The organism is Lysobacter sp. DMC104, from assembly GCF_056313665.1.
The window spans coordinates 46,274-71,684 of sequence record NZ_JBQUZW010000004.1; the positions used below are offsets into that span (position 1 = coordinate 46,274).

The 25,411-nt window shown below is 69.5% G+C and carries 15 protein-coding genes; all 15 read left to right on the top strand.

Annotation, left to right across the window (positions count from 1 at the left end):
* Positions 1 to 130 precede the first annotated feature (130 nt).
* The 15 genes from ACT53R_RS07135 to zipA all read left to right on the top strand — a co-directional run bounded on the left by ACT53R_RS07135 (position 131) and on the right by zipA (position 25,361).
* Complete coding sequence (locus ACT53R_RS07135; RefSeq protein ID WP_476171163.1) at positions 131 to 1,159, top strand: LacI family DNA-binding transcriptional regulator; 1,029 nt, start codon at positions 131 to 133, stop codon at positions 1,157 to 1,159.
* Positions 1,160 to 1,268: 109 nt separating this feature from the next.
* Positions 1,269 to 4,253 (top strand): TonB-dependent receptor, encoded by a 2,985-nt coding sequence (locus ACT53R_RS07140; protein ID WP_476171164.1) that lies wholly within the window; start codon positions 1,269 to 1,271, stop codon positions 4,251 to 4,253.
* A 46-nt stretch (positions 4,254 to 4,299) separates the two neighbouring features.
* The gene (locus ACT53R_RS07145) at positions 4,300 to 5,793 is read left to right on the top strand and encodes a glucoamylase family protein (protein ID WP_476171165.1); all 1,494 of its coding nucleotides are present in this window, start codon (positions 4,300 to 4,302) and stop codon (positions 5,791 to 5,793) included.
* Between the two features lie 8 nt (positions 5,794 to 5,801).
* Positions 5,802 to 7,085 (top strand): sugar ABC transporter substrate-binding protein, encoded by a 1,284-nt coding sequence (locus tag ACT53R_RS07150; protein ID WP_476171166.1) that lies wholly within the window; start codon positions 5,802 to 5,804, stop codon positions 7,083 to 7,085.
* Positions 7,082 to 7,960 (top strand): carbohydrate ABC transporter permease, encoded by an 879-nt coding sequence (locus tag ACT53R_RS07155; RefSeq protein ID WP_476171167.1) that lies wholly within the window; start codon positions 7,082 to 7,084, stop codon positions 7,958 to 7,960. Before ACT53R_RS07150 ends, ACT53R_RS07155 begins: the two co-directional genes overlap by 4 nt.
* The gene (locus ACT53R_RS07160) at positions 7,957 to 8,799 is read left to right on the top strand and encodes a carbohydrate ABC transporter permease (RefSeq protein ID WP_476171168.1); all 843 of its coding nucleotides are present in this window, start codon (positions 7,957 to 7,959) and stop codon (positions 8,797 to 8,799) included. Before ACT53R_RS07155 ends, ACT53R_RS07160 begins: the two co-directional genes overlap by 4 nt.
* Positions 8,800 to 8,989: 190 nt before the next feature.
* Positions 8,990 to 12,106, top strand: coding sequence for a discoidin domain-containing protein (locus ACT53R_RS07165; protein WP_476171169.1), 3,117 nt, complete (start codon positions 8,990 to 8,992; stop codon positions 12,104 to 12,106).
* A 132-nt stretch (positions 12,107 to 12,238) separates the two neighbouring features.
* Positions 12,239 to 13,645, top strand: coding sequence for an SWIM zinc finger family protein (locus ACT53R_RS07170; protein WP_476171170.1), 1,407 nt, complete (start codon positions 12,239 to 12,241; stop codon positions 13,643 to 13,645).
* A complete protein-coding gene (locus ACT53R_RS07175) occupies positions 13,638 to 15,110 on the top strand; it encodes a DUF5691 domain-containing protein (RefSeq protein ID WP_476171171.1) in 1,473 nt (490 codons plus the stop codon). The genes ACT53R_RS07170 and ACT53R_RS07175 overlap by 8 nt, the downstream gene beginning before the upstream one ends.
* Positions 15,107 to 16,186, top strand: a complete 1,080-nt coding sequence (locus tag ACT53R_RS07180) for an ATP-binding protein (protein WP_476171172.1) — start codon at positions 15,107 to 15,109, stop codon at positions 16,184 to 16,186. The genes ACT53R_RS07175 and ACT53R_RS07180 overlap by 4 nt, the downstream gene beginning before the upstream one ends.
* A gap of 7 nt (positions 16,187 to 16,193) precedes the next feature.
* Positions 16,194 to 18,509: a DUF5682 family protein gene (locus ACT53R_RS07185; RefSeq protein ID WP_476171173.1), complete on the top strand. Its 2,316-nt coding sequence runs from the start codon at positions 16,194 to 16,196 to the stop codon at positions 18,507 to 18,509.
* Positions 18,497 to 19,702, top strand: coding sequence for a VWA domain-containing protein (locus ACT53R_RS07190; RefSeq protein WP_476171174.1), 1,206 nt, complete (start codon positions 18,497 to 18,499; stop codon positions 19,700 to 19,702). Before ACT53R_RS07185 ends, ACT53R_RS07190 begins: the two co-directional genes overlap by 13 nt.
* 152 nt (positions 19,703 to 19,854) lie before the next feature.
* Positions 19,855 to 20,952 carry an ABC transporter ATP-binding protein gene (locus ACT53R_RS07195; RefSeq protein WP_476171175.1) on the top strand — a complete coding sequence of 366 codons (1,098 nt, stop codon included), beginning with the start codon at positions 19,855 to 19,857 and terminating at the stop codon, positions 20,950 to 20,952.
* A 161-nt stretch (positions 20,953 to 21,113) separates the two neighbouring features.
* Positions 21,114 to 24,617: a chromosome segregation protein SMC gene (smc, locus tag ACT53R_RS07200; protein ID WP_476171176.1), complete on the top strand. Its 3,504-nt coding sequence runs from the start codon at positions 21,114 to 21,116 to the stop codon at positions 24,615 to 24,617.
* 24 nt (positions 24,618 to 24,641) lie between these two features.
* Positions 24,642 to 25,361: a cell division protein ZipA gene (gene zipA / locus ACT53R_RS07205; RefSeq protein ID WP_476171177.1), complete on the top strand. Its 720-nt coding sequence runs from the start codon at positions 24,642 to 24,644 to the stop codon at positions 25,359 to 25,361.
* The last annotated feature ends 50 nt before the right edge of the window (positions 25,362 to 25,411 follow it).

Here is a 25,411-nt window from a genome sequence, read left to right on the forward strand (position 1 = left end):
TTCTGCCCTGCAATCAGTGTGTTGCGTTGCATCTGCCATCCGCTTCCCGACCTGTCCGAAGCGGCTTTGCATCGCTTTTTGAAAACGGTTACATTGCCGCCACGGGGATTCCAGTCAACATGAGCCGGCGATGGCATCGAGTGTGACGATCAGAGACGTGGCGCGGGCGGCCAAGGTGTCGGTGGCCACCGTGTCGCGTGCGTTGAACGGTCACGACAACGTTACCGAGGTCGTGCGCCGCCGCGTGCTGGCGGTCGCCAACGAACTGCGCTACAGCCCGCATCATGCCGCGCGCAGTCTCAGCAGCCGGCGCACGCACACCATCGGCGTGGTCCTGCCGGACATCCACGGCGAATTCTTCTCCGAACTGATGCGCGGCATCGACCAGGTGGCGCGCGAGAGCGGGCTGCACCTGCTGGTGTCGAGCTACCACGGTCATCCGGAAGAACAGGCGGCGGCGCTGCGCGCGATGCGCGGCCGCGTCGACGGCCTGCTGGTGATGTCGCCGCACGCCGGGGACCTGGATTCCATCGGCGACCATCTCGCGGCGCTGCCGACGGTCCTGATCAACTCGCAGCCGACCGATTCCGGCCCGATCGCGCTGGGCATCGACAACTACGGCGGCGCGCGCCGGATGGTCGAACACCTCCAGGCCTGCGGCCATCGCCGCATCGCGTTCATCGCGGGGCCGCAGAACAACTTCGACGCGCACGAGCGCCTGCGCGGCTATCGCGATGCGCTGCTCGCCGCGGACCCGGCCGCCGAACCGATCGTGCTGCCCGGCGATTTCAGCGAAGCGTCCGGGCACCTTGCCGGCCAGCAGTTGCTCGCCGCCGGGGCGCGGCCGCAGGCCGTCTTCGCGGCCAACGACATGATGGCGCTGGGCTGCCTCTACGCGCTCAACCAGGCCGGCCTGCGCGTGCCGCAGGACATCGCGCTGGCCGGCTTCGACGACATTCCGCTTGCCCGTTACGTCATGCCTTCGCTCACCACGATGCAGGTGAACATCGCCGAGCTCGGCGCGCATGCGATGCGCGTGTTGCTGGAGGTCTACGCCGGCGACGACGTGCCCGCGGCGCTTGCGCCGCTGGTGCCGGAATTGATCGTCCGCGAGTCCAGCGGCGCCTCCGCGAGAGCTGGCGGTACACGCCCGCAATGACAGGGAATCCGGGGGGATTTTTTTTGACACAAGATGTAAACGTTTACAGCCACGTCGATCGCGATTCGAACCACTTCAGCTCACGCATGCCCTCGGGAGGGGCGCAGTCATGAACCAAACACGTCGTCAGACACCCCGTCGGCTCCAGCGCTCGCTGCTGAGCGTCGCGCTGACCAGTTGCCTGCTGATCGGCGCCCCGATCGCATTCGCGCAATCCACGGGTGCCACGCTGCGCGGCCAGGCCGGCGCGGACGCGAAGGTCACCGCCACCAACACCGCCACCGGTTTCACGCGCACCGTGTCCGCCGCCGGCAGCGGCGGCTACACCCTGCCGGGCCTGCCGCCCGGCACCTACCGCGTCAGCGTCGAATCCGGCGGACAGACCACCAGCCGCGACATCACCCTGCGCGTCGGCGAGACGGTGACGCTGGATGCCGCCGATGTCACGGGCGAGTCGTCGGGCGCCGGCAACGAACTGGACACGGTGAAAGTCGTCGGCACGGTGCTGACCGAGACCAAGACATCGGAAGTCGCCAGCTACGTCAGCAATCGACAGATCGAAGCGCTGCCGCAGGCATCCCGCAATTTCCTGGCGTACGCCGACATCGTGCCGGGCGTGCAGTTCGTCAAGAACAACAATGGTGAGACGCAACTGCGCAGCGGCGCGCAGAGCGCCAACAACATCAACGTGTTCATCGATGGCGTTGGCCAGAAGAATTACGTGCTGCAGGGCGGCGTCACCGGCCAGGATTCTTCTTCCGGCAATCCCTTCCCGCAGCTCGCCGTCGGCGAGTTCAAGGTCATCACCCAGAACTACAAGGCCGAATTCGACCAGGTCAGCAGTGCGGCCATCGTCGCGCAGACCCGCAGCGGCACGAATGATTTCGACGGCAGTTTCTTCTGGGACATGACGCGCACGCCGTGGCGCAAGCGGAACGTGTTCGAAGAGCGCGACGACAACAAGGCCGAAAGCGGCGAGCAGCAATACGGTGTTTCTCTCGGTGGTCCGATCATCCGCGACGTCGCGCATTTCTTCGTGACCTACGAATCGAAGGAGTTCGATCGCCCGCGCACGGTGGTTCCGGGTGCCGGCATCCCCGCGTCCGCGCTTCCCGCGCAGTTCCAGTCGGCCGTCGGTGCCGTCAGCGTCCCCTTCGACGAAGATCTCTACTTCGGGAAGGTCGACTGGGCGATCGGCGAGAACCACTACTTCGAATTCAGCGCGCGCCGGCGCAGCGAGTCGGAAGTCACCAGCGTGGGCGGGATCGAGACCTACGCGCACGGTGCCGACAAGAGCAACGTCGAGACCCGATACGACCTGCGCTATCAGCTGACGATGGGCAACTGGCTCAATGATGCCCATCTCACGCACGAGGATTCGTTCTTCTCGCCGAAGCCGCTCCGTTTCGAGAACGGTTACGTGCTCACTCGCGTCAACCCGGGTAACCCCAACGACAATCAGGAAATCCTGATGGCGGGTGGCGGTCGGAATTTCCAGAACAAGGGCCAGAAAGGCTGGTCGCTGCAGGATGACCTGACATTCACCGGGCTGGCATCCCACACCTTCAAGATGGGCGTGAAGTACAAGGCCGTCGAGCTGGAGACGACCGAGCAGAACGCCTACAACCCGCAGTTCTATTACGACATCAACGACAACCTCAGCCAGCCGTGGCGCGTCGAGTTCGGCACCGGTATCCCGGGTGTCGCCGCGGGCAGCGTCTCGAGCAAGAACAAGCAGTTCGGCATCTATTTCCAGGACGACTGGGATGTCAACGACAAGCTGACGTTGAACCTCGGATTGCGTTGGGACTACGAGAAGAACCCGGCCTATACCGACTACGTCACGCCGGCCAGCGTCGTGGCTGCCCTCAATGCAATCGATCCGCGCGGAAACGGCACGCAGACCTACGCACAGTCGCTCGCGCTCGGCGGCATCGACATCAACGATTACATCAGCAATGGCCACAATCGCAGCGACAACAAGGGGCAGTGGCAGCCGCGCGTGGGCTTCTCCTACGACCTGAACGGCGATGAGCGGCATGTGTTCTTCGGTGGTGCCGGTCGTTCCTATGACCGCAATCTCTTCGACTGGATGCAGCTCGAAACGACCAAGGCGACCTTCCCGACGACGACGTTCCACTTCAATACGGCGCTGCATCCCTGCACGGTCGGCGTGGGCGATTGCTTGGCCTGGAATTCGTCCTACCTCGATCCGGCGACGTTGCGCGCGCTCGCGACCGTGTCGGGGAACGGCCGCGAGATCGACATGCTCAACAACGATCTCAAGACGCCGTATTCCGACCAGTTCAGCATCGGCATGCGCAATGCGTTCGATCTCTGGGGGCAGGGCTGGACTTCGTCCGTGACCTTGTCTCGGATCGAAAGCCACGACGGCTTCGCCTACTTGCTGGGCAATCGCCTGCCCAGCGGCGCCTTCTTTTCCCCGGGGACGACGTGGGGTGCGCCGTGGGGTGCGGGTGTTCCGGGCTACGGCGCGCTGATCCTCGGCACGAACGGCATCGAAACCCGCAGCAATGCCTTGCTGGTCAGCATCGAGAAGCCCTTCACCCGCGAGTCCAGGTGGGGCGCCACGCTCGCCTACACCTATACCGATGCGAAGGAGAATCGCCAGTTCGGCGAGCACTACGCGCTGGACTACCCCACGCTCGATGGCTTCGGATGGAAGAAGGCCGGCGGCGTCTCGCCCCATCGTCTGGTGATGACCGGCATCTACCAGCCGTGGGACGACTTCACGTTCTCGGCAAAGCTGACGTTGGCCTCCCAGGCGCCGCGTTACGGCGTGAATTGCTACGACGCGCCGTCGTGGAACGACTGCAGGTTCGATCAGTACGAGCCAAGCGGAACCCTCGGCGAGAAGTATTTCGACATCTCGGCGGAAAAACAGTGGGATACCGGCACGGACCTGAAGCTGCGCCTGCGTGCCGACATCTTCAACCTGTTCAACTGGACGAACTACACGGGCTACGACGATTGGTGGGGTGGCCCGGGCTCTGCGAACCCGACGTTCGGGAAGCCGAACAGCGCCTCGTATCGCACCCGCGAGCTGAAGATGACGGTGGGCCTGATCTGGTGACGCATCGCCCGCCCGGCCCCGAGGCCGGGCGGGACACCGCATTCCGATGGAGCACGTCTTGATTCGCAAGGTGTTTCGCATCATCGCCGGGCTGGGAGTGTGCCTTTCTCTCTCCGTGGCCCCGGGTTGCCGTCACGTCCCCCCGACGGCGCTCGCTCCTGTCCCGGCGTCTTCTTATTCCAAGGGGCGGCCGCTGCCGCCCCTGTTCGACGATATCGAACGCCGGACGTTCGACTACTTCTGGGAAACGACGCCGGCCGACACCGGGCTCGCGCCGGATCGCCATCCGGCGCGGCCGTTCGCCAGCGTCGCCGCGATCGGCTACGCGTTGACTGCTTATCCGGTGGGCGCGGAGCGCGGCTGGATCACGCGCGCGCAGGCCGCCGAGCGCACGCGTACGACGCTGCGCTTCCTGCGCGACCTGCCGTCGGGCCCGGAGGCGACCGGCAAGGCGTCGTACCACGGCTTCTACTACCACTTCCTCGACATGCGCGAGGGCCGGCGCTTCGCGAACTGGGTGGAACTATCGAGCGTCGACACCGGCCTGATGATGATGGGCGTGCTGTTCGCGCAGAGTTACTACGACCGCGACGATCCGGTCGAAGCCGAGATCCGTGCGCTCGCCGACACGCTGTATCGGCGTGTCGAGTGGGACTGGATGCAGCCACGGCCGCCGGCCATTTCCATGGGCTGGTCGCCGGAGAAAGGGTTCATCACCCACGACTGGCGCGGCTACAACGAAGCCATGCTGGTCTACGTGCTCGCGCTCGGGTCGCCGACGCATCCGGTGCGGCCCGATGCCTGGCAGGCGTGGACCGCCGAATACCCGCGGACATGGGGCACCTTCGAGGGCCAGACACACCTGGGCTTCGCGCCGCTGTTCGGGCACCAGTACAGCCATGTCTGGATCGATTATCGCGGCATCCGCGATGCCTTCATGCGCGACAAAGGCCTCGACTACTTCGAGAACAGCCGGCGCGCGACGCTGGCGCAGCGCGCGTACGCGATCGCCAATCCCATGGGCTGGAAGGGCTACGACGGCGACGTCTGGGGCCTGACCGCCAGCGACGGACCGCTGAACGCCCATCAGGTCTACCGCGGGCAATCTCGCGAGTTCCGCGGCTACAGTGCGCGTGGCGCCGCGATCGTCGATGGCTTCGACGACGGCACGCTCGCACCGACGGCCGCACTGTCGTCGCTGCCGTTCGCCCCCGAGATCGTGATCCCCGCGGCCGAGGCGATGCATGCGCGCTACGGCGCGGACCTGTACGGTCGCTACGGGTTCATCGACGCCTTCAATCCGAGTTTCGAATACAAAGTTGCGCTGACGACCGGACGCATCGTGCCCGGCAAGGGCTGGTTCGCCAGTGACCATCTCGGCATCGACCAGGGACCGATCCTCGCGATGATCGCAAACCAGCGCGACGGCCTGATCTGGGAGACGATGAAGCGCAATCCCTACCTCCGTCGCGGGCTCGAACGCGCCGGATTCACTGGTGGCTGGCTGGACACCCCGGCCGCCGCACCGACGTCGCGCTAGGGCAGGGCATGCGTCCGCACGCGATCGCCTGCCTGGTGGCGCTCTGCACGTTGCTCGTCGCGGCAGGATGCAGTCGTCGCGACGATCGCACCGTGCTGCATTTCTGGGCGATGGGCCGCGAGGCCGAGGTCGTGGGCGCGCTGATCCCCGAGTTCGAGCGTGAGCATCCGGGCGTGCACGTCGAGATCCAGCAGGTTGCGTGGACCGCGGCGCACGAGAAGCTGTTGACCGCCTACGCCGCGGAGGCGCTGCCGGACGTGTTCCAGCTCGGCAACACGTGGATGCCCGAGTTCGCCGAGCTGCATGCGCTGGAACCGCTGCAGCCGTACGTCGATCGCTCGAAGACGTTGACGGCGTCCGACTACTTCCCCGGCATCTGGGACACCAATGTCGTCGACGGCGGGCTGTACGGTATTCCGTGGTACGTCGACACGCGGCTGATCTTCTATCGCAAGGACCTGCTGGCGCAGGCCGGCTTCACCGCGCCGCCGCGCACCTGGGCGGAGTGGGAGACGCAGATGGCGGCGATCAAACGCCTGCGCGGTCGCGACCGCTACGCCATCCTGCTGCCGCTCAACGAATTCGAGCAACTGCTGTCGTTCTCGCTGCAGCAGGACGATCCGCTGCTGCGCGGCAGCCGCAGCAATTTCGACAGCCCGGGTTTTCGGCGTTCGCTGGCGTTCTACGACGGCATGTTCCGCAACGGCTGGGCGCCGCCGATGTCGGAGACGCAGATCTCCAACGTCTGGGACGAATTCTTCAACGGGCTGTTCGTGTTCTACGTGTCCGGCCCCTGGAACATCCGCGAATTCCGCCTGCGCGAGCCGCCTGCGCTGAAGGGCGCCTGGGGCACCGCCGCGTTGCCGGGACCCGACGGTCCGGGGGCGGGCATCGCCGGCGGCACCAGTCTCGTGATCTCGCGCCATTCGCCGCGCAAGGCCGAGGCGTGGGCGTTCATCGAATACCTGTCGCGACCGGATGTGCAGCGGCGCTTCCATGCGGAGATCGGCGACCTGCCGCCGCGGCGCAGCACCTGGGATGACGCGACGCTGCGCGCGGACCCGTACGCGGCCGCGTTCCGCGACCAACTCGAACGCGTGAAGCCGACGCCCAAGGTGCTGGAGTGGGAGCGCATCGTGCAGGAGATGCGGCTCGCGAGCGAGCGTGTGGTGCGCGGCGGGCAACCCGCCGACAAGGCCGTGCGCGAACTCGACGCCACCGTGAACGGCCTGCTCGAAAAGCGCCGCTGGGTCGAAGCGCGGCGTGCGGCGACATCGGGAGCGACCCAGTGAACGCGCGACTCGCGGCCTGGACGTTCGTGGCACCGGCATTGATCGTGCTCGCGGTCTTCTTCGGACTGCCGGTGCTCGCCGCGCTGCTGCTCAGCCTCAGCGATTTCGATCTCTACGCGCTCGCCGACTGGAACAACCTGCGCTTCGTCGGCCTGCACAACTACGTCGACCTGCTGCAGACGCCGCTGTTCTGGAAGTCGCTGGGCAACACCTTCTACTTCGTGCTGGTCGGCGTGCCGCTATCGATCGGTACCTCGCTCGGCGCCGCGCTGCTGCTGCACGCGCCGGTCACGCGCTTTCGCGCGTTCTTCCGCACCGCGCTGTTCGCACCGGTGGTGACCACGCTCGTCGCGGTCGCGGTGATCTGGCGCTATCTGTTCCACACGAGCTACGGCCTCGTGAACTGGGGGCTGGGGCATCTGGGCATCGCGCCGGTCGATTGGCTGGGCGATCCGCACTGGGCGATGCCGACGATCATCCTGCTCGCGGTGTGGAAGAACTTCGGCTACAACATGGTGATCTTCCTCGCGGGGTTGCAGGCGATCCCGCAGGACCTGTACGAAGCCGCGCGCATCGACGGCGCGACCCGCTGGCGGCAGTTCCTGCACATCACGTTGCCGATGCTCGGTCCGGTGCTGATGGTGGTCGGCGTGATCACCGTCGCCGGCTACTTCCAGATGTTCGCCGAACCCTACGTGATGACGCGCGGCGATCCGCTGCAGAGCACGGTCAGCGTGCTGTACTTCATGTTCGAGGAAGGCTTCCGCTGGTGGAACCTCGGTCGCGCGTCCGCAGTCGCGTTCCTGCTGTTCCTCATCATCTTCGCGGTGACCACGCTGATGTTGCGCCTCGGACGCCGCCGGGGGCTGGCATGAGTGCCGTCCGCGCCGTTGGCGATTCGCGCGGGCACGCGCTGCTGGTGCACGCGGCGTTGATCGCGCTGACGCTGCTCAGTCTCGCGCCGCTGCTGTGGATGCTGTCGGTCTCGTTCATGCCCGCCGGCGGCGCCAGCCGCTTCCCGCCGCCGCTGTTGCCCGACGTGCCGACACTCGACAACTACCGCGCGCTGTTCCAGCGCATCGGCATGGGCGCCTATTTCCGCAACAGCGTACTGGTGTCGTCGGCGATCACCCTGCTGTCGCTGATGATCAACGCGATGGCCGGCTACGCCTTCGCCAAGCTGCGCTTCGCCGGCCGCGAGCGCATCTTCAAGGCGCTGCTGGCGGCGCTGGTGATCCCGTCGCAGGTGACGATGCTGCCACTGTTCCTGATGCTCAAGGAAATGGGGCTGGTGAACAGCTATGCCGGCGTGGTGATCCCGGGGCTGGCGTCGATCTTCGGCATCTTTCTCGTGCGCCAGTACGCGCGTTCGATCCCGGACGAACTGATGGAGGCCGCGCGCATCGATGGCGCCGGCGAGTGGCGGATCTTCTTCCGCATCGTGCTGCCGATGCTCAAGCCGGTGCTGGTGACGCTGGCGATCTTCACGTTCATGGGCAGTTGGAACGATTTCATGTGGCCGCTGATCGTGCTCACCGACCAGACCCATCAAACGCTTCCGGTCGCGCTGGCCTCGCTGTCGCGCGAACACATCCAGGACGTCGAGATGATGATGGCCGGCGCGGTGCTGACCGTGACGCCCGTGCTGTTGCTCTTCCTCGCCCTCCAGCGCTACTACATCCAGGGCCTCCTCCTCGGGAGCGTGAAAGGGTGAGCCCGCGCGCTTGCGAGGCACTGCCTCGCGCGCGGGCGAACGCCCGTGCAAGGATGCACGGGCCGGGCGATCCGCAGCCTGTCGCGCTGCGCCACGGACGGCACGGCACGCCCCGCGCGGCACTGCAATGTTCGGCAGGGCCAATTCATCCGCAATCAAACGATCCTCTCCAGAGCGGCGGTCGATTCAAATGAAATGCCTCCCCCTCATTGCATCGCCGCTGCTTTGTCTTTCCCCGATCGTCGCTTCCGGTGCCGATGGCGCTCGGCTGCTCGACGACTTTTCCAATCCGGCGCCTTGGCGCGTCATCGCCTCCACGCAAGTCATCGGCAGCATCCGCGCCGACGCCGGCGCGCTCTGCCTCGACTACGACTTCAACGGCGTGTCGGGCTACGTCGGCATGCAGCGCGACCTGCCGCTGGAGTATCCCGACAACTACCGCTTCGACCTGCGCCTGCGCGGTGATTCGCCGTCGAACGATCTGCAGTTCAAGCTGATCGACGCCAGTGGCGACAACGTGTGGTGGGTCAATCGGCCGAAGTACGCATTCCCGCACGACTGGACCGCGGTGCGCTACAAGCGCCGCATGATCGGCAAGGCCTGGGGCCCGGGCCGCGATCCCGTGCTGCGTGCCAGTGCGAAGCTCGAATTCACCCTCAACAACAGTACCGGCGGCAAGGGCACGGTGTGCTTCGACGACCTGCGCTTCACCGTGCTGCCCGCGGACGTCGTTGCGCCGAGAATCATCTCCGCGCGCGCGACGGCGCATGATCGCGAGGCGGCGAAGGCGATCGACGGCGACGACGCGACGGCATGGACGGGCGGCAAGGGGACGCAGCGCATCACCCTGGATCTCGGCCAGTCGACCGAATTCGGCGGCCTGCGGCTGGACTGGACGGATCGGCCGGCCGACTACGCCGTGCTCGCGTCCGACGACGGCAAGGCCTGGCGCACGCTGCGCACGGTGTCCGGCAGCGACGGCGGCCGCGACTGGATCGCGACGCCCGAATCCGAAGCGCGCTACGTCGCGATCGAGAGTCGCGATAACGGCGCGGGCCTTGTGCAGGCATCGGTCCAGCTGCTGGCCTTCGCGACGACGCCGAATGCGTTCGTCGCTTCGGTGGCGCAGGACCCGCCGCGCGGCCGTTTCCCGCGCGGCTTCAGTGGCGAACAGCCGTACTGGACGATCCTCGGCGTCGACGGCGGCCATGAGCAGGGTCTGATCGGCGAGGACGGTGCGATCGAGGTCGCGAAGGGCGGCTTCAGTCTCGAACCGTTCGTGCGCGTCGACGACACGCTGCTCACTTGGGCCGATGTCGCGACCGCGCAGTCGCTGGCGGACGGCTACCTGCCGATCCCGAGCGTCGGCTGGACGCACGAAGCGGCGTCGCTGCGCACGACCGCGTTCGTCGATCGCGACACGACGGGCGAACGCACGCAGATCGTCGCCCGCTACGTGCTGTCGAATCCGTCGTCGATGCCGCACGACTACACGCTGGCGCTGGCAGTGCAGCCGTTCCAGGTCAATCCGCCCGGCCAGTTCCTCAACACGACGGGTGGTGTCAGCCGGATCGCGTCGCTGGCGATCGGCGAGGACGGCATCGTGCAGGTCGACGGCAAGCCGCGCGTGTATCCAGGACGTGCACCCGATGCCGTGTTCGCGACCGCGTTCGATGCCGGCATGGCGAGCGCGCATCTGGCGAGCGGCGACACGCCGGCCGCGCGTCGTGTCGACGACGCCACGGGACTTGCGTCCGGTGCGTTGCTGTACCGCTGGCGCCTCGCGCCGGGCGAATCGCGCGAGATCAGCGTGGTCGTTCCGTTCGGAATCGCACCATTCTGCGAGGGCAACACCCGCACCGCCGAACAGCGCGAGCGCATCGTCGCCGGTGCGTGGCGGGCGAAGCTCGGCGTGGTGCGTTTCACCGTGCCGGTGGAAGGGCAGCCGCTGGTCGATACCCTGCGCACCGCGTTGGCGCACCAGTTGATCTCGCGCGTGGGGCCGCGGCTGCAGCCGGGCACGCGCTCGTACGCGCGCAGCTGGATCCGCGACGGCGCGATGATCTCGGAAGCGTTGCTGCGCATGGGGCGGGCCGATGCGGTGCGCGATTATCTCGAATGGTACGCGCCGTACCAGTTCGACAACGGCAAGGTGCCGTGCTGCGTCGATGATCGCGGCAGCGATCCGGTGCCGGAGAACGACAGTCACGGCGAACTGATCTTCGCCATCGCCGAATACGCGCGCCATACCGGCGACGACGCGTTCCTGCGCCGGATGTGGCCGCACGTGCACGCCGCGTTCGACTACATGGAAACGCTGAGCGCGAGCGAGCGCACCGAGGAGAACCGCGCTCGCGACGCGGCGTTCCATGGGCTGATGCCGGTGTCGATCAGCCACGAGGGTTATTCGGCCAAGCCGATGCATTCGTACTGGGACGACTTCTGGGCGCTGCGCGGCTACAAGGACGCGGTGTGGATCGCGCAACGGCTGGGCGAGACCGCCGATGCGGCGCGCATGATGTCGGCGCGCGATCGCTTCGCCGCTGATCTCCATGCTTCGCTGCGGCTGGCAACCGCGAAGCACGGCATCGACTATCTCCCCGGCGCAGCGGAACTCGGCGATTTCGACCCGACCTCGACCACGATCGCGCTGGCGCCCGGCGGCGAACAGGCGCGATTGCCGCAGGACCTGCTGCACGGCACGTTCGAGCGCTACTGGCGCGAGTTCGCGCAGCGCCGCGACGGCCAGCGCGAATGGAAGGACTACACGCCGTACGAATGGCGCAACGTCGGCGCGTTCGTGCGCCTGGGCTGGCGCGATCGCGCATGGGAGGCGGTGCGCTTCTTCTTCGCCGACCGCGCGCCGCAGGCATGGAACCAGTGGGGTGAGGTCGTGACGCGCACGCCGCGCAGACCGTTCTTCCTCGGCGATCTTCCGCATGCGTGGGTGGCGTCGGATTTCGTGCGGTCGGCGCTGGATCTGTTCGCCTACGGTCGCGAGGACGACGACGCGCTGGTGCTGGCGGCCGGCATTCCCGCGCGCTGGCTGGACGGCGAGGGCATTGCCATCGACGGCCTGCGCACGCCGCAGGGCATGCTGGGCTACACGCTGCGGCGCACGCCCGACGCGCTGGAACTGACGGTGTCCGCCGACACGCGCCTGCCGTCCGGCGGCGCCGTGCTGCCGTGGCCGCTGGCCGACGCGCAGCCGGGGCGGACGACGATCGACGGCCGCATCGTCATCTGGCGGGACGGCGCGTTGCGAATCCCGCCGGGCGCGCGACGGGTACGGGTGATGCTGCGCTGAGCCGTCGCCGGCGCGATTCCCGCCGACATCGGATTCCCTTATGCTTCGGCCGTCTTCCGAGGAACACGATCGACGCATGAAGCCGGGCCGGACGTCACCCTTCGCGATGCGCGGGATTGCGCCGGAGATCGTGTGGCGTTGACGCTGGCGGTAGTGCAGGCGCTTGCGCCGGAACAGAGCGTGCTGGCTTCGGCGGGGAAACTGCTCGCGCCGAAGCATTGGGGCCGCGTGGCGCGCAACGACGCGTTCGACGTGATCTGGGGCGAATGCCAGGGCTCCGGCGCCAATCCCTATCTCGTGGTCGCGGATGTCGCCGACCACGGCTACAAATGCACGTGCCCGTCGCGCAAGTTCCCGTGCAAGCATGCGCTGGCGCTGATGTGGAAGTTCGCGGAGACGGCGGAACAGTTCGGCGCCGACGAACCGCCGGTCTGGGTGCAGGAATGGCTCGGGCGCCGCAAGCGCGGCGGTGGCCGCGCGGCCGCCGGGGCGTCCGCCGACGGCCCGGCGAAGGACCTCGATGCCGCCCGCGCCGCGGCGACATCGGAGGCGCCCGAGGCGCCGCCTTCCGCCGAGGAGGCGGAGAAGCGCGCGAAGGCCGCCGAACGCCGCCGGCAGCAGTCCGACGAGGCGGTGCGCGCAGGGCTCGAGGATCTGCGCCAGTGGGTGCATGACCAGTTGCGTGCCGGTGCAGTGGCCTTCGTCGACGATGCCGCCGCGCGCTGCCGCAGGATCGCCGCGCGACTGAACGATGCCAAAGCCGCGATCCTCGCTTCGCGCGTCGATGAACTGCCGTCGCGACTGCTGGCGTTGCCGCGGGAAGGCCGCGCCGATGCGGCGTTGTTCGAATTCGGCCAGTGGACGCTGCTCGTGCGGGCGTGGTCCGCCGCGCCCGACGACGCCGATGCCCGCGCCGGCCTGTTGCAGGCGCCGACGCGCGACGCGGTGCTCGCGGATCCGTCCGCGCTGCGCGTGCGCAGCACGTGGGAGGTCGTCGGCAACCGGGTCGAGACCCGGCGCGACGGGCTCGTGAGCCAGGCCACGTGGCTGCTGGACCTGGGCAGCACCGCGCCGCGCTTCGCGTTGCTGCTCGATTTCTTTCCCGCGTCGGCCGGACGCCGGACCGCGGCCTTCGTGCCGGGACAGCGTTTCGCCGCGGAACTCACGTTCTATCCGGGTCGTTATCCGCTGCGCGCGGTCGTCAGCGATGGCCAGAACGACGCCGGGCCGATCGACACCGCATCGTTGCAGGCAACCCCGCCTGCCGATCCGCTGGCGGCGCACCGCGAGCATCTTGCCCGCGTGCCATGGGCCGTGCAGACGCCGCTGCTGCTCGGGCCGGGGCAGTTACTGAAGGATGCGCAGGGCCAACTGTGGTGGCGGTCGGCGCCGGACTGCGCGCTGCGCGTCGCGCCGCTGGCCGACGACGCGTTCTGGCGCGGCGCCGCGCTGCACGGCGCGGTCGCGCTGTGGAACGGGTTCCAGGCCTCGCTGCTGAAACTCGATACCGCGCTGGGGAGCGCCTGGCCCGATGACTGACGCCACGTTGCCCGCCGCACTGGATCGACTGGCCGCGCGCTGGCTGGTCGGCGGTGACGCGCCCGCCGCGGACGACATGCCCGTGGCCTGGCGCGATGCGATCGACGCCGACGACGAAGCCGGCCTGCTCGCATTGGCGACGCAGGCGCGGCAGTTCCTGCTGCGGCCGGTGTTGCCGGCCTCGGCGCAGCCGGGCGTTCCGCTGCCGGTGCCGACGCTGGTGCTGCTGCCCGATCCGCTGCGCCTGCGGTTCCGCCGCCTGCGCGGCACGCAGTCGGCGCAGGCGCTGGCCGGTGTGCTGGCGATGCTCGCGACGCGCGGACGCATGGCGCATCCGTTCGACTGGCGACCGGGGCCCGACCACGACGACCTGCCCACGGCCTACGATGCGTGGCGTGCCTGGGAAGCCGCCCAGCGCGCGCCGCGCGCCGCGTCCGCGACGGATGCCGACGACTGGGACACGTGGTGGCCGTCGGATCGCCGCCGCTGGCTCGCGCAGACGCGTGCCACGGCGCCCGATGTCGCCCGCGAACGGCTGGCCGCGGGCCTTGCCGGGCTGCTGGCCGAACAGCGCCTGCCGCTGGTGGAGACGCTGGCGATCGGGCTGGGGCCGGACGATCTGCCACTGCTCGCGAGCCTGTCCACCGACCGTTCCGAGAAAGTGCGTCAGGCCGCGGCGCGACTGCGCGCGCGGCTGGGCGAACGCGTGCCGCTGGGGGACGCCGAGGCGACCGAGGTCCGCGGCTGGTTCGAGGTCGGGCGCACCGGCCTGATCCAGCGCCGCACGAAGGTCGCGCTGACGCCGCTGAAGACCCGCCCGCAGCATGCCGCGCGTCGCGCGCGGCTCGCCCAGCTCGGCTGGTCGGACCTGTGCGCGCTGCTCGAACTCGCGCCCGAGGCGCTGGCCGAGGCCTGGACCGCGGGCGACGAGGACGACGGCGCCGTGTTCGAGTGCGCCGCGCATACCGCCTCCGACGGCGTCGCGCTCGCACTGCTGCGCCGTGTGCTGTCCGGCGCGCTGGCCTTGCCGCTGATCGCGGACGTGAACGCGGGCATCGAAGCGATCGTCGCCCGGCTGTCGCCCGCGGTGCGCGCCGACGTGATCCGCGAACAACTGGCGCAGGCCGGTCCGTTCGACGACTACGCCGCGCTGCAGACGCTGGTGCTCGGGCCGATCGACGGCATCGACCTGCGTCTGCTGCGTCGCGGCCCGCGCTGGGCCGCCTACGAGAACGCGCTGCAGCGCCACCTCGCCGACGGCGGCGGTGCACAGGACGGCTTCGCCCGCGAGACCGTCGCGCTGGCCGCGCTGCTGCCACATGCCGCCGCCGAAGACCTGTGGCGCACGCTCGCCGCCGCCGGCGTGCATCCCGGCGATCCCGCGCTCGACGCGCTGTGGCTCAACGTGCAGTCGCCGCCGGCGGCCGCCCCTGCATCGATTTCCGCCAAAGAGGCCTCCCCATGACCGACCAGCAACGTTCGACTGCGGAACAGACCTACGCCGCCGAACTGGCGGCGCTGCGCGCCGGCGATACCCGCCCGCGCCCGCATCACTGGCAGCTTTCGCCGCAGGCGGTGGTGACCTACCTGATGGGCGGCACCGCGACCGACGGCACGCCGATCTCGCCGAAGTACGTCGGCAAGCGGCGCCTGATCGAATCCGCGGTGGCGACGCTCGCCACCGATCGCGCACTGCTGCTGCTGGGCGTGCCCGGCACCGCGAAATCATGGGTGTCGGAACACCTCGCCGCGGCGATCTCCGGCGACTCCACCCGCGTCATCCAGTGCACCGCAGGCACCGACGAGAACCAGGTCCGCTACGGCTGGAACTACGCGCAGCTGCTGGCCCACGGCCCGTCGCGCGACGCGCTGGTGCCGACGCCGCTGTTCCGGGCGATGGAAGCGGGCACGCTGTGCCGGATGGAGGAACTCACGCGCATGGGTTCTGAAGTGCAGGACACGCTGATCACCGTGCTGTCCGAGCGGATGATGCCGATCCCCGAACTCGACGACATCGTCCACGCGCGCCGCGGCTTCAACGTCATCGCCACCGCCAACAACCGCGACAAGGGCGTGAACGAACTGTCGGCCGCGCTGAAGCGCCGCTTCAACGTCGTGGTGCTGCCGCTGCCGGACGATCTCGACGAAGAAGTCTCGATCGTGCAGCGCCGGGTCGCCGACATGGGCCGGAGCCTGGAATTGCCGGTGCCGCCGAATGCCGCCGAGGAGATCGCCCGTGTGGTCGCGATCTTCCGCGAGCTGCGCGACGGCAAGACGCTCGACGGCAAGATCGCGCTGAAGACCCCCACCGGCAACCTGTCGACCGCCGAGGCGATCGCGGTGATGGTCGGCGGCCTCAGCCAGTGCCACCACTTCGGCAACGGCCGGCTGTCCGCCGAGGATCTCGGCGCGAACCTCGTCGGCGCGATCGTGAAGGACCCGGTGCAGGATCGCGTCGTGCTGGAGGAATACCTGGAAACGGTGCTGAAGAAGCGCGCCGGCGACGCGGCCTACTACCGCGCGATGCTCGACGTGCTCTGAGCCGCGCATGCCCGCCACGCCGCACTATTTCGGCATCCGCCACCACGGCCCCGGGTCGGCGCGCAGGCTGCGCGACGCGCTCGATGCGCTGCGTCCGGCGCGGGTGCTGATCGAAGGCCCGGCCGACGCCAGCGACCTGCTGCCGGCACTGGCCGATCCGGCGATGCGGCCGCCGGTGGCGCTGCTGTCGCATGCGGTCGACGCGCCGGACGATGCCGTGTTCCATCCGTTCGCCGAGTTCTCGCCGGAATACCAGGCGGTGCGCTGGGCGATCGCGAACGGCGTGCCGGTCGCGTTCATCGACCTGCCGGTGTCGCTGCGCCCGCAGAAGCGCGCCGACGACGCCGTGGCGGCGGGCGAGGGCGACGGCGAGCCGGGTGCGCTCGCGGGCGAGACCGCGCCAGATGATGTAGCGGCCAGTGATGACGCGGACGATGACGACGATGCCCGCCTGCGCATCGATCCGATCGGCGCCATCGCCGAAGCGGCCGGTTATGAGGACGGCGAGGCCTGGTGGAACGACTGGATCGAGAGCGCGACCGACGATCGCGATCCGCTGCATGCGTTCGAGGCCGTCGCCGAGATCATGGCGACGCTGCGCGAGCGGCATCCGCGCATCTCGCGCCATGAACGCCGGCGCGAGGCGCACATGCGCCTGGCGATCGCGGCGGCGGCGAAGGACACCGATGGCGCGATCGCCGTGGTCTGCGGCGCATGGCACGTGCCGGCGCTGCGCGCGAAGCATCGCGCCGGCGACGATCGCGCGCTGCTTGCCGGGTTGCCGAAGCGCCGGATGCAGAGCACCTGGGTGCCGTGGACCTCGCCGCGGCTGGCCTACGCCAGCGGCTACGGCGCCGGCGTCGCCGCGCCGCGCTGGTACGCGCACCTGTGGCGACACGGCGACCAGCCCAGCGGCACCGCGCGCTGGGTCGTCTCGGTGGCGCGCACCTTCCGCGCCGCGGGGCTGCCGGTGTCCACGGCGTCGGTGATCGAGACCGTGCGCATGGCGACCGCGCTCGCCGCGCTGCGTGGCCGTCCGCGCGCCGGCTTCGAGGAAATCCGCGACGCCGTCGTGGCCTGCGTCTGCGGCGGCGAATCGCTGCCGTGGGACCGGCACGCCGATGCACTGCTGCTGGGGCGCGAGGTCGGCGCGATCCCGCCGGACACGCCGCTCATGCCGCTGCTGGAGGATCTTCAGCGCCAGCAGAAGCGGGTGCGGCTGAAGCCCGAGGCGCTGCCGCGCGAACTCGCGCTGGACCTGCGCACCGACAGCGGCGCCGAGCGTTCGACCCTGCTGCACCGGCTGCGCCTGCTGGACGTCGACTGGGGCAAGGCCGAAGACGCCGGCCGCAGCCGCGGCACCTTCCGCGAACGCTGGACCCTCGCGTGGCAGCCGGAATTCGCGGTGCGCCTGGTCGAGCACCTCGCGCACGGACCCACGATCGCCCGCGCCGCCGCTGCGCGCAGTGCCGAGCGCATGCGCGCCGCCGCCGGCCTCGATGCGCTGGTCGAACTGATCCACGCCTGTCTCGAAGCGCAGTTGCCGGACGCCGTCGATGCCGGGCTGGCGCTGCTCGACGAACGCGCCGGCCATGCGCAGGAGTGCCGCGAACTGCTGGAAGCGCTGCCGGCATTGATCGCGCTGCGCCGCTACGGCAGCGCCCGTGCGCTGGCGCTGGATCGCGTCGGCGGCCTGATCGAACGCCTGCTGGTGCAGGCTGCGCTGTCGTTGCCGTACGCCGCGCGCCATCTCGATGCCGAACAGGCCGCAGCGCTGTGCCGTGCGATCCAGGGCACGCAGGCGTCGCTCGATCTGGCGGAAGCCGATCCCGCGATCGTCGAGACCTGGTGGCGCGCGCTCGACGAGGTTGCGGGCGAGACGCAGAGCGACCGTCGCGTCTGCGGCCTGGCTTGCCGCCTGCTGTACGCCGCCGAGCGGATCGATGCCGAGGCGCTGCGCACGCTGATGCAGCGGATGCTGTCGCCCGGCGTCGCCACCGCCGATGCGGCGCGGTTCTTCGAGGGCTTCTTCGAGCAGGGCGCCAAGCGCCTGCTGCACGACGATGCGCTGCTGGCGATCGTCGACGCCTGGCTGCTGGGGCTCGCGCCGGACGTGTTCCAGGCGCAGCTGCCGCTGTTCCGCCGCGTTTTCTCGGAACTCGACGCACACGAACGCAAGCGCCTGCTCGATCGCATCCTGCGCCCGCGCGCGGCCGGCGGCGGCGCCGAGCGGTTCGATGCAGGCCTGTTCGAGGACTGGGAAGCGCAACGCGGGCGCCTGTCGACGCTGCTGCGCGGGGAGATGCCGTCATGGCCGCACTAGACGACCCGACGCCGCCGGGGCACGACGGCATCGACGACGCCACGCTGGCCGACCGCGGGCGGCGCTGGCACCTGATGCTCGGGCAGGACGATGCGTCGCTGTCGGAATCCGATCGCCGCCTCAACGCCGCGCTGTCGGCGCTCTACGACGCCGATGCCGGCGGCGAGAAGGGCCGCGGTTCGCTGTCGCGCTCGGCGCCGCGGGTCTCGCGCTGGCTGGGCGACATCCGCGAATTCTTCCCCGGGCCGGTGGTGCAGGTGGTGCAGAAGGATGCGCTGGAGCGGCTGGGCCTGAAGCAGATGCTGCTGCAGCCGGAATTCCTCGCCGCGCTGGAGGCCGACGTGCACCTGGTCGCCGACCTGATCAGCCTGCGCTCGATCATGCCGGAGAAGACGCTGGAGACCGCGCGCATCGTCGTCGCCAAGGTCGTCGACGATCTGATGCGCCGGCTGGAACGCAAGACCGCCGAGGCCGTGCGCGGCGCGGTGAACCGGGCCCGGCGCACGCGCCGCCCGCGCCACGCCGACATCGACTGGCCGCGGACGATCCGCGCCAACCTGCGGCATTACCAGCCGGCCTTCCGCACCGTGGTGCCGGAGACGCTGCTGGGCTTCATGCGCCACCAGCGCCGGCTGGTCGATCTCGACGAGGTCGTGCTCTGCGTCGACCAGTCCGGCTCGATGGCCAGTTCGGTGGTCTACGCCTCGATCTTCGCCGCGGTGATGGCGTCGCTGCCGGTGGTGCGCACCCGGCTGGTCTGCTTCGACACCGCGATCGTCGACCTGACCGACGAACTGGCCGATCCGGTGAAGGTGCTGTTCGGCGTGCAACTCGGCGGCGGCACCGACATCAACCAGGCCGTGGCGTACTGCGAGCAACGGATCGAGCGCCCGGCGAAGACCCACCTGGTGCTGATCTCCGACCTGTACGAAGGCGGCAACGGCGAGGAACTGCTCGCCCGCGCCGCCGGGCTGGTGCGGCAGGGCGTGAACCTGATCGTGCTGCTCGCGCTCAGCGACGACGGCCGTCCGGCCTACGACGCCCGCATGGCCGAGGCCTTCGCCGCGCTCGGTGCGCCGGTGTTCGCCTGCACCCCGGACCAGTTCCCGGACCTGATGGCGACTGCGCTGCGTCGCGAGGACGTGCTCGCCTGGGCGGCGGATCGCGACATCAAGGCGATCCGCGCCGGCTGATCGCGCCGGCGGGGACGTGGCCTTCCCGGGGTTCCCCGGTGCCCGTGGCGATGGCATCATGAAAACGGTTACATTGCACGCCCTGAGGCCGATGTCCCGGACGCAAGCCGCCCGCGGTCGCGTCGGCGCCGCTTCCCCGATGAGGATTGCCGATGGCGACGGTCACGCTCGATGGACTCCGCAAGGTCTACCCGGACGGCCACGTCGCCGTGCACGGCGCCGGTTTCGAGGTCGCCGACGGCGAGCTGCTGGTGTTGGTGGGCCCCTCGGGCTGCGGCAAGTCCACGCTCCTGCGGATGATCGCCGGGCTGGAGGAAATCAGCGGCGGCACCCTGCGGATCGACGATCGCGTGGTCAACGATGTCGCGCCGAAGGACCGCGACATCGCGATGGTGTTCCAGAGCTACGCGCTGTACCCGCACATGACCGTGGCCGAGAACCTGGCGTTCGGGCTCACGCTGCGCGGCATGCCGAAGGCCGAGATCGCCGCGCGCATCGAAGCCGCCGCCGATCGGCTCGAGCTTCGCCCGCTGCTGCAGCGCAAGCCCGCCGCGCTGTCCGGCGGCCAGCGCCAGCGCGTGGCGCTGGGCCGGGCGCTGGTGCGGCAACCGAAGGTCTTCCTGCTGGACGAACCGCTGTCCAACCTCGACGCCAAGCTGCGTGCGTCGATGCGTACCGAGATCGCGCGGCTGCACCGCAGCCTCGGGGCGACGATGGTGTACGTCACGCATGATCAAGTGGAAGCCATGACCCTCGGCCAGCGCATCGTGGTGATGCGCGACGGCGAGGTCCAGCAGATCGACACCCCGATGGCGCTGTACCACGCGCCGGCGAACGTGTTCGTCGCCACTTTCCTCGGCAGCCCTGCGATGAACCTGCTGCACGGCCGGCTGGCGCCAGGCGAGGGCGGGGCGCTGCTGACCCTGGCCGACGGCCGCACCTTGCCGCTGCCGGGTCTGGCGGGCGATCCGGGCTGGGCGGGGCGCGAGGTCGACGTCGGCGTGCGCCCCGAGCACCTGCTGCCCTGCGCCCCCGGCGAGGCGCCGGCGTTCGAGGCCGAGGTCGAAGTGGTCGAGCGCGTCGGCAGCGAGACCTTCGCCTACCTGCGCTGCGGCGGCCAGGCGCTGGTGGCACGGTTCGCGCCGGACCTGCCGGTGGCGCCGGGCGGCAGCGTCGGGCTGCGCACGGCTCCGGGCCGGCTGCACGTGTTCGACGCCGCGACCGGGGCGAGGCTGTCGGCGGCGGGGTGAGTTTCCCGCGTCGCAGCGTTCTATATACTGCGGTGACGGCGCGGTTCTTTTCTCGCCTCGTCGCCAGCGAAATCAATCGCTTGGCGCTCGTTCTTCAACCGAATCCCTGACTGCGCCAGCGCCGGTCCATCCGGTCGGGCCGGTGGAGTTTCCGTCAGCGCATGCGTCTTTCCACGATCAAGCTTTCCGGCTTCAAGTCCTTCGTCGACCCGACCACGCTGCACCTGCCGACCAACATGACCGGCGTCGTGGGGCCGAACGGCTGCGGCAAGTCGAACATCATCGACGCCATCCGCTGGGTGATGGGCGAGAGCGCGGCCAGCCGCCTGCGCGGCGACTCGCTGACGGACGTGATCTTCTCCGGCAGCTCGGCGCGCAAGCCGGTGTCGCAGGCCGCGGTCGAGCTGATCTTCGACAACGCCGACCACACCATCACCGGCGAATACGCCGCGTTCAACGAAATCTCGGTCAAGCGCACCGTCAGCCGCGACGGCCAGAGCAACTACTACCTCAACGGCACCAAGTGCCGCCGTCGCGACATCACCGACCTGTTCCTCGGCACCGGCCTGGGCCCGCGCAGCTACTCGATCATCGAGCAGGGCATGATCTCGCAGGTCATCGAGGCCAAGCCCGAGGAACTGCGCGTCTATCTCGAAGAGGCCGCCGGCATCTCCAAGTACAAGGAGCGCCGCAAGGAGACCGAGACCCGCATCCGCCACACCCGCGAGAACCTCGACCGCCTCAACGACCTGCGCGAGGAAGTGGGCAAGCAGCTGCAGCATCTCGCCCGCCAGGCGCGCCAGGCCGAGCAGTACCAGGCCATCCAGGCCGATCGCCGGATCAAGGACGCGGAGTGGAAGGCACTGGAATTCCGCGTGCTCGACAACCGCCTGCGCGGCCTGCGCGAGAAGCTGTCGCAGGAAGAGACGCGCCTCCAGCAGATCATCGCCGACCAGCGCGAAGCCGAACGCCGCATCGAGGAAGGCCGCGCCAGCCGCGAGGCCGCCGCCGAGGCGCTGAGCAAGGCGCAGGCCGAAGGCTACGAGGTGAGCGGCACGCTGGCCCGGCTGGAACAGCAGATCGCGCACCAGAGGGAACTCTCGCAGCGCCTCCAGCGCGCCCGCGACGAGGCGCAGCAGGCGCTGTCGGAGATCGGCCTGCACATCGAACACGACCAGCAGCGCCTCGACACCCTGCGTGCCGAGATCGACGACGCCGAGCCGCGCCTCGAAGCGCTGAAGGACGCCGACGCCGACCGCCAGCAGGCGTTGCATGACGCCGAAGCGAAGCTCGCCGACTGGCAGCAGCGCTGGGACCAGCTCAGCCGCGCCCAGGCCGAGGCCTCGCGCGCCGCCGAAGTCGAACGCACCCGCGTCGACTACCTCGACCGCCAGTCGCTGGACGCCGAACGCCGCCGCGAACAGCTGACCGGCGAACGCACCGCGCTCGATCTCGACGCGCTGGCCGAGACCTTCGCCGGCATCGAACTCCAGCACGAGGAGCGCAAGGCCGCGCTCGACGGGCTGAACCTCGACCTCGACGCGCGCAAGCAGGCCGTCGTCGACCTGCAGGACCAGGTGCGCAACGCGCAGGCCGAGCTGGCCGACGTGCGCAAGCAGACGCAGACCGCGCGCGGCCGCCTGTCCTCGCTCGAAGCGCTGCAGAACGCCGCGCTGGGCCAGGAGCAGGGCGCCGCCATGACCTGGCTGAAGGCGCGCGGGCTGGATTCGGCGACCCGCGTCGGCGAAGCGCTGCGCGTCGAATCGGGCTGGGAATTCGCGGTCGAAAGCGCGCTGGGCCAGCTGATCGAAGGCGTGTTGATCGAATCGCCGGAAACCCTGGTCGAAGCGCTGTCCGACCTCGGCGAAGGCCGCCTCGCGCTGGTCGCCTCCGCAGATGGCGACGCCGCGTTCGCGCCGACCTCGCTCGCGGCGAAGGTCGAAGGCCCGCTGGCGATCCGTCGCCTGCTGGCGAAGCTGCACGTCGCCGAGACGCTGGCCGACGCGCGCGCCTTGCAGGCGCGGCTCGGCGAGGGCGAATCCGTCATCACCCGCAGCGGCGAACGCCTCGGCGAGGGCTGGGTGCGCGTCAGCCGCTCCGGCGCCGCCAAGCAGGGCGCGCTGCTGCGCGAGCGCGAGATCCAGGAGCTGCGCGCCACGATCGAGGCGCTGCAACAGCGCGAGGCCGCGCTCGACCAGACCATCGCGTCGTTCCGCGACCGCATGCTCGCCGCCGAGCAGCAGCGCGAGGACGCCCAGCGCGCGCTGTACATGGCGCACCGCAACGTCTCCGAACTCGCCGGCCAGCTGCAGAGCCAGCAGGGCCGGCTCGACAGCGCACGCAACCGCATCGCCAAGATCGACGTCGACCTCGGCCAGCTGATCGAAGCGATCGACACCGCCGCGCAGCAGGCGAAGGACGCACGTTCGCGGCTGGAAGAAGCGGTCGAGCGCATGGGCGAACTCGAAGGCGCGCGCCAGCAGCTCGAAGCCGAGCGCCGCACGCTCGCGGACGCCCGTGACGCCGCGCGCCAGGCCGCGCGCGAATCGCGCGACGCCGCGCACGCGCTGGCGCTGAACCTCGAATCGCAGCGCGCGCAGGTCGTCGCGCTGGCGCAGGCGCTGGAGCGCATGGGCGGGCAGCGTGGGCAGCTCGACAGCCGGCTCAGTGAACTGGCTTCGCAACTGTCCGATGGCGATGCACCGGTGGTGGCGCTGGACGAGCAGCGCCAGGTCGCGCTGGAGCAGCGCGTCATCGCCGAGAAGAATCTCGCCGCCGCGCGCGCCGCGCTCGACGGCATCGACAACGATCTGCGCGGCTTCGAGCAGACCCGCCACCAGCGCGACGAACAGTCGCTGGCCCAGCGCGAGAAGATCGCGCAGCGCCGGCTGGACCAGCAGGCGCTGTCGCTGAAGGCCGACCAGCTCGCCGAGGCGGTGACGTCCGCCGGTTTCGTGGTCGAGGACGTGCTGAACACGCTGGCCGAGGACGCCGATCCGTCCGCGTGGGAGAAGATCGTCACCGACTTCGACGCGAAGCTGCGCCGGCTGGAGCCGGTCAACCTCGCCGCGATCCAGGAACACGCCGAGGCCGCGCAGCGCAAGGAATACCTCGACGCACAGGACGCCGATCTCTCGACCGCGCTGGAGACGCTGGAAGAGGCGATCCGCAAGATCGACCGCGAGACCCGCGGCCGCTTCAAGGACACCTTCGACCGCGTCAACGCCGGCGTGCAGGAGCTGTATCCGCGCCTGTTCGGCGGCGGCCACGCCTACCTCGAACTCACCGGCGAGGACCTGCTCGACACCGGCGTCGCGATCATGGCGCGTCCGCCCGGCAAGCGCGTGTCGAACATCTCGCTGCTGTCCGGCGGCGAGAAGGCGATGACCGCGGTCGCGCTGGTGTTCGCGATCTTCCGGCTGAATCCCGCGCCGTTCTGCCTGCTCGACGAGGTCGACGCGCCGCTGGACGAGGCCAACGTCGGCCGCTTCACGGCGATGGTCAGCGAGATGAGCCAGCAGGTGCAGTTCCTGTTCGTCACCCACAACAAATCCACCATGGAGGCGGCGCAGCAGCTCAGCGGCGTCACCATGCGCGAGCCCGGCGTCAGCCGCCTGGTGTCGGTCGATCTGGCCGAAGCCGCGCGCCTGGCCGGCGCCGCCTAACGTTCTTCCGCGAGGTCCCCACCGATGTCCGACATCTGGATGCTGCGAATTGGAATCGTCGTCGCCGGTCTGCTGCTGATGGGCGCGATCTACGTGTTCGGCCGCCCGCGCAAGCCGGGGCAGGGCCGCAAGGTGCGCGACGAGCGCGGCGGCCGCAGCGAGCCGCGGCTCGACGCCGGCGCGCCGCCGCAGTCGATCGACCTCGGCGGCCCGGTGCTGCGCGACGAACTGCCGCCGGAACCGTCCGCGCCGCCGCCGTCCGGCCCCGAGGTCGGCAAGCGCGACCGCGAGGAATTCGACAAGATCGTGACCCTGTACGTCGCCGCGCGCGCCGGCCAGGTGCTGCGCGGGCCGGACATCGTCGTCGCCGCCGAGAAGGCCGGCCTCAGCTACGGCTACATGAACGTGTTCCACCGCCTCGCCGACGGCCGCGCCGACGGCGGGCCGATCTTCAGCGTCGCCAACATCAAGAAGCCCGGCAGTTTCGAGATGGCCGAGATCCAGTCGCTGGAGACGCCGGCGATCGCGTTCTTCCTCACGCTGCCGGCGCCGATCCCCGCGCTCGACGCCTGGGAAAAGATGCTGCCGACCGCGCAGCGCATGGCCGAGTTGCTCGACGGCGTGGTGCTGGACGAATCGCGCAACGCGATCGGCCGCCAGCGCATCGCGCACCTGCGCGACGAGCTGCGCGCCTACGATCGCCAGCACGAAGCGCCGCCGATCTCGAAGAACACCCGCTGGTAGTTCCTTCTCGGTAGAGCGGCCTTCAGGCCGCTACAACTGCTGCCGTGGAT

Bases quoted from the DNA above. Each gene is read 5' to 3' on its own strand.
- ACT53R_RS07160 (WP_476171168.1), top strand. From the start codon at position 7,957: ATGAGTGCCGTCCGCGCCGTTGGCGATTCGCGCGGGCACGCGCTGCTG.
- ACT53R_RS07180 (WP_476171172.1), top strand. From the start codon at position 15,107: ATGACCGACCAGCAACGTTCGACTGCGGAACAGACCTACGCCGCCGAA.
- ACT53R_RS07145 (WP_476171165.1), top strand. From the start codon at position 4,300: ATGGAGCACGTCTTGATTCGCAAGGTGTTTCGCATCATCGCCGGGCTG.
- ACT53R_RS07190 (WP_476171174.1), top strand. From the start codon at position 18,497: ATGGCCGCACTAGACGACCCGACGCCGCCGGGGCACGACGGCATCGAC.
- ACT53R_RS07195 (WP_476171175.1), top strand. From the start codon at position 19,855: ATGGCGACGGTCACGCTCGATGGACTCCGCAAGGTCTACCCGGACGGC.
- zipA (WP_476171177.1), top strand. From the start codon at position 24,642: ATGTCCGACATCTGGATGCTGCGAATTGGAATCGTCGTCGCCGGTCTG.
- ACT53R_RS07175 (WP_476171171.1), top strand. From the start codon at position 13,638: ATGACTGACGCCACGTTGCCCGCCGCACTGGATCGACTGGCCGCGCGC.
- ACT53R_RS07165 (WP_476171169.1), top strand. From the start codon at position 8,990: ATGAAATGCCTCCCCCTCATTGCATCGCCGCTGCTTTGTCTTTCCCCG.
- ACT53R_RS07140 (WP_476171164.1), top strand. From the start codon at position 1,269: ATGAACCAAACACGTCGTCAGACACCCCGTCGGCTCCAGCGCTCGCTG.
- smc (WP_476171176.1), top strand. From the start codon at position 21,114: ATGCGTCTTTCCACGATCAAGCTTTCCGGCTTCAAGTCCTTCGTCGAC.
- ACT53R_RS07135 (WP_476171163.1), top strand. From the start codon at position 131: ATGGCATCGAGTGTGACGATCAGAGACGTGGCGCGGGCGGCCAAGGTG.
- ACT53R_RS07185 (WP_476171173.1), top strand. From the start codon at position 16,194: ATGCCCGCCACGCCGCACTATTTCGGCATCCGCCACCACGGCCCCGGG.
- ACT53R_RS07150 (WP_476171166.1), top strand. From the start codon at position 5,802: ATGCGTCCGCACGCGATCGCCTGCCTGGTGGCGCTCTGCACGTTGCTC.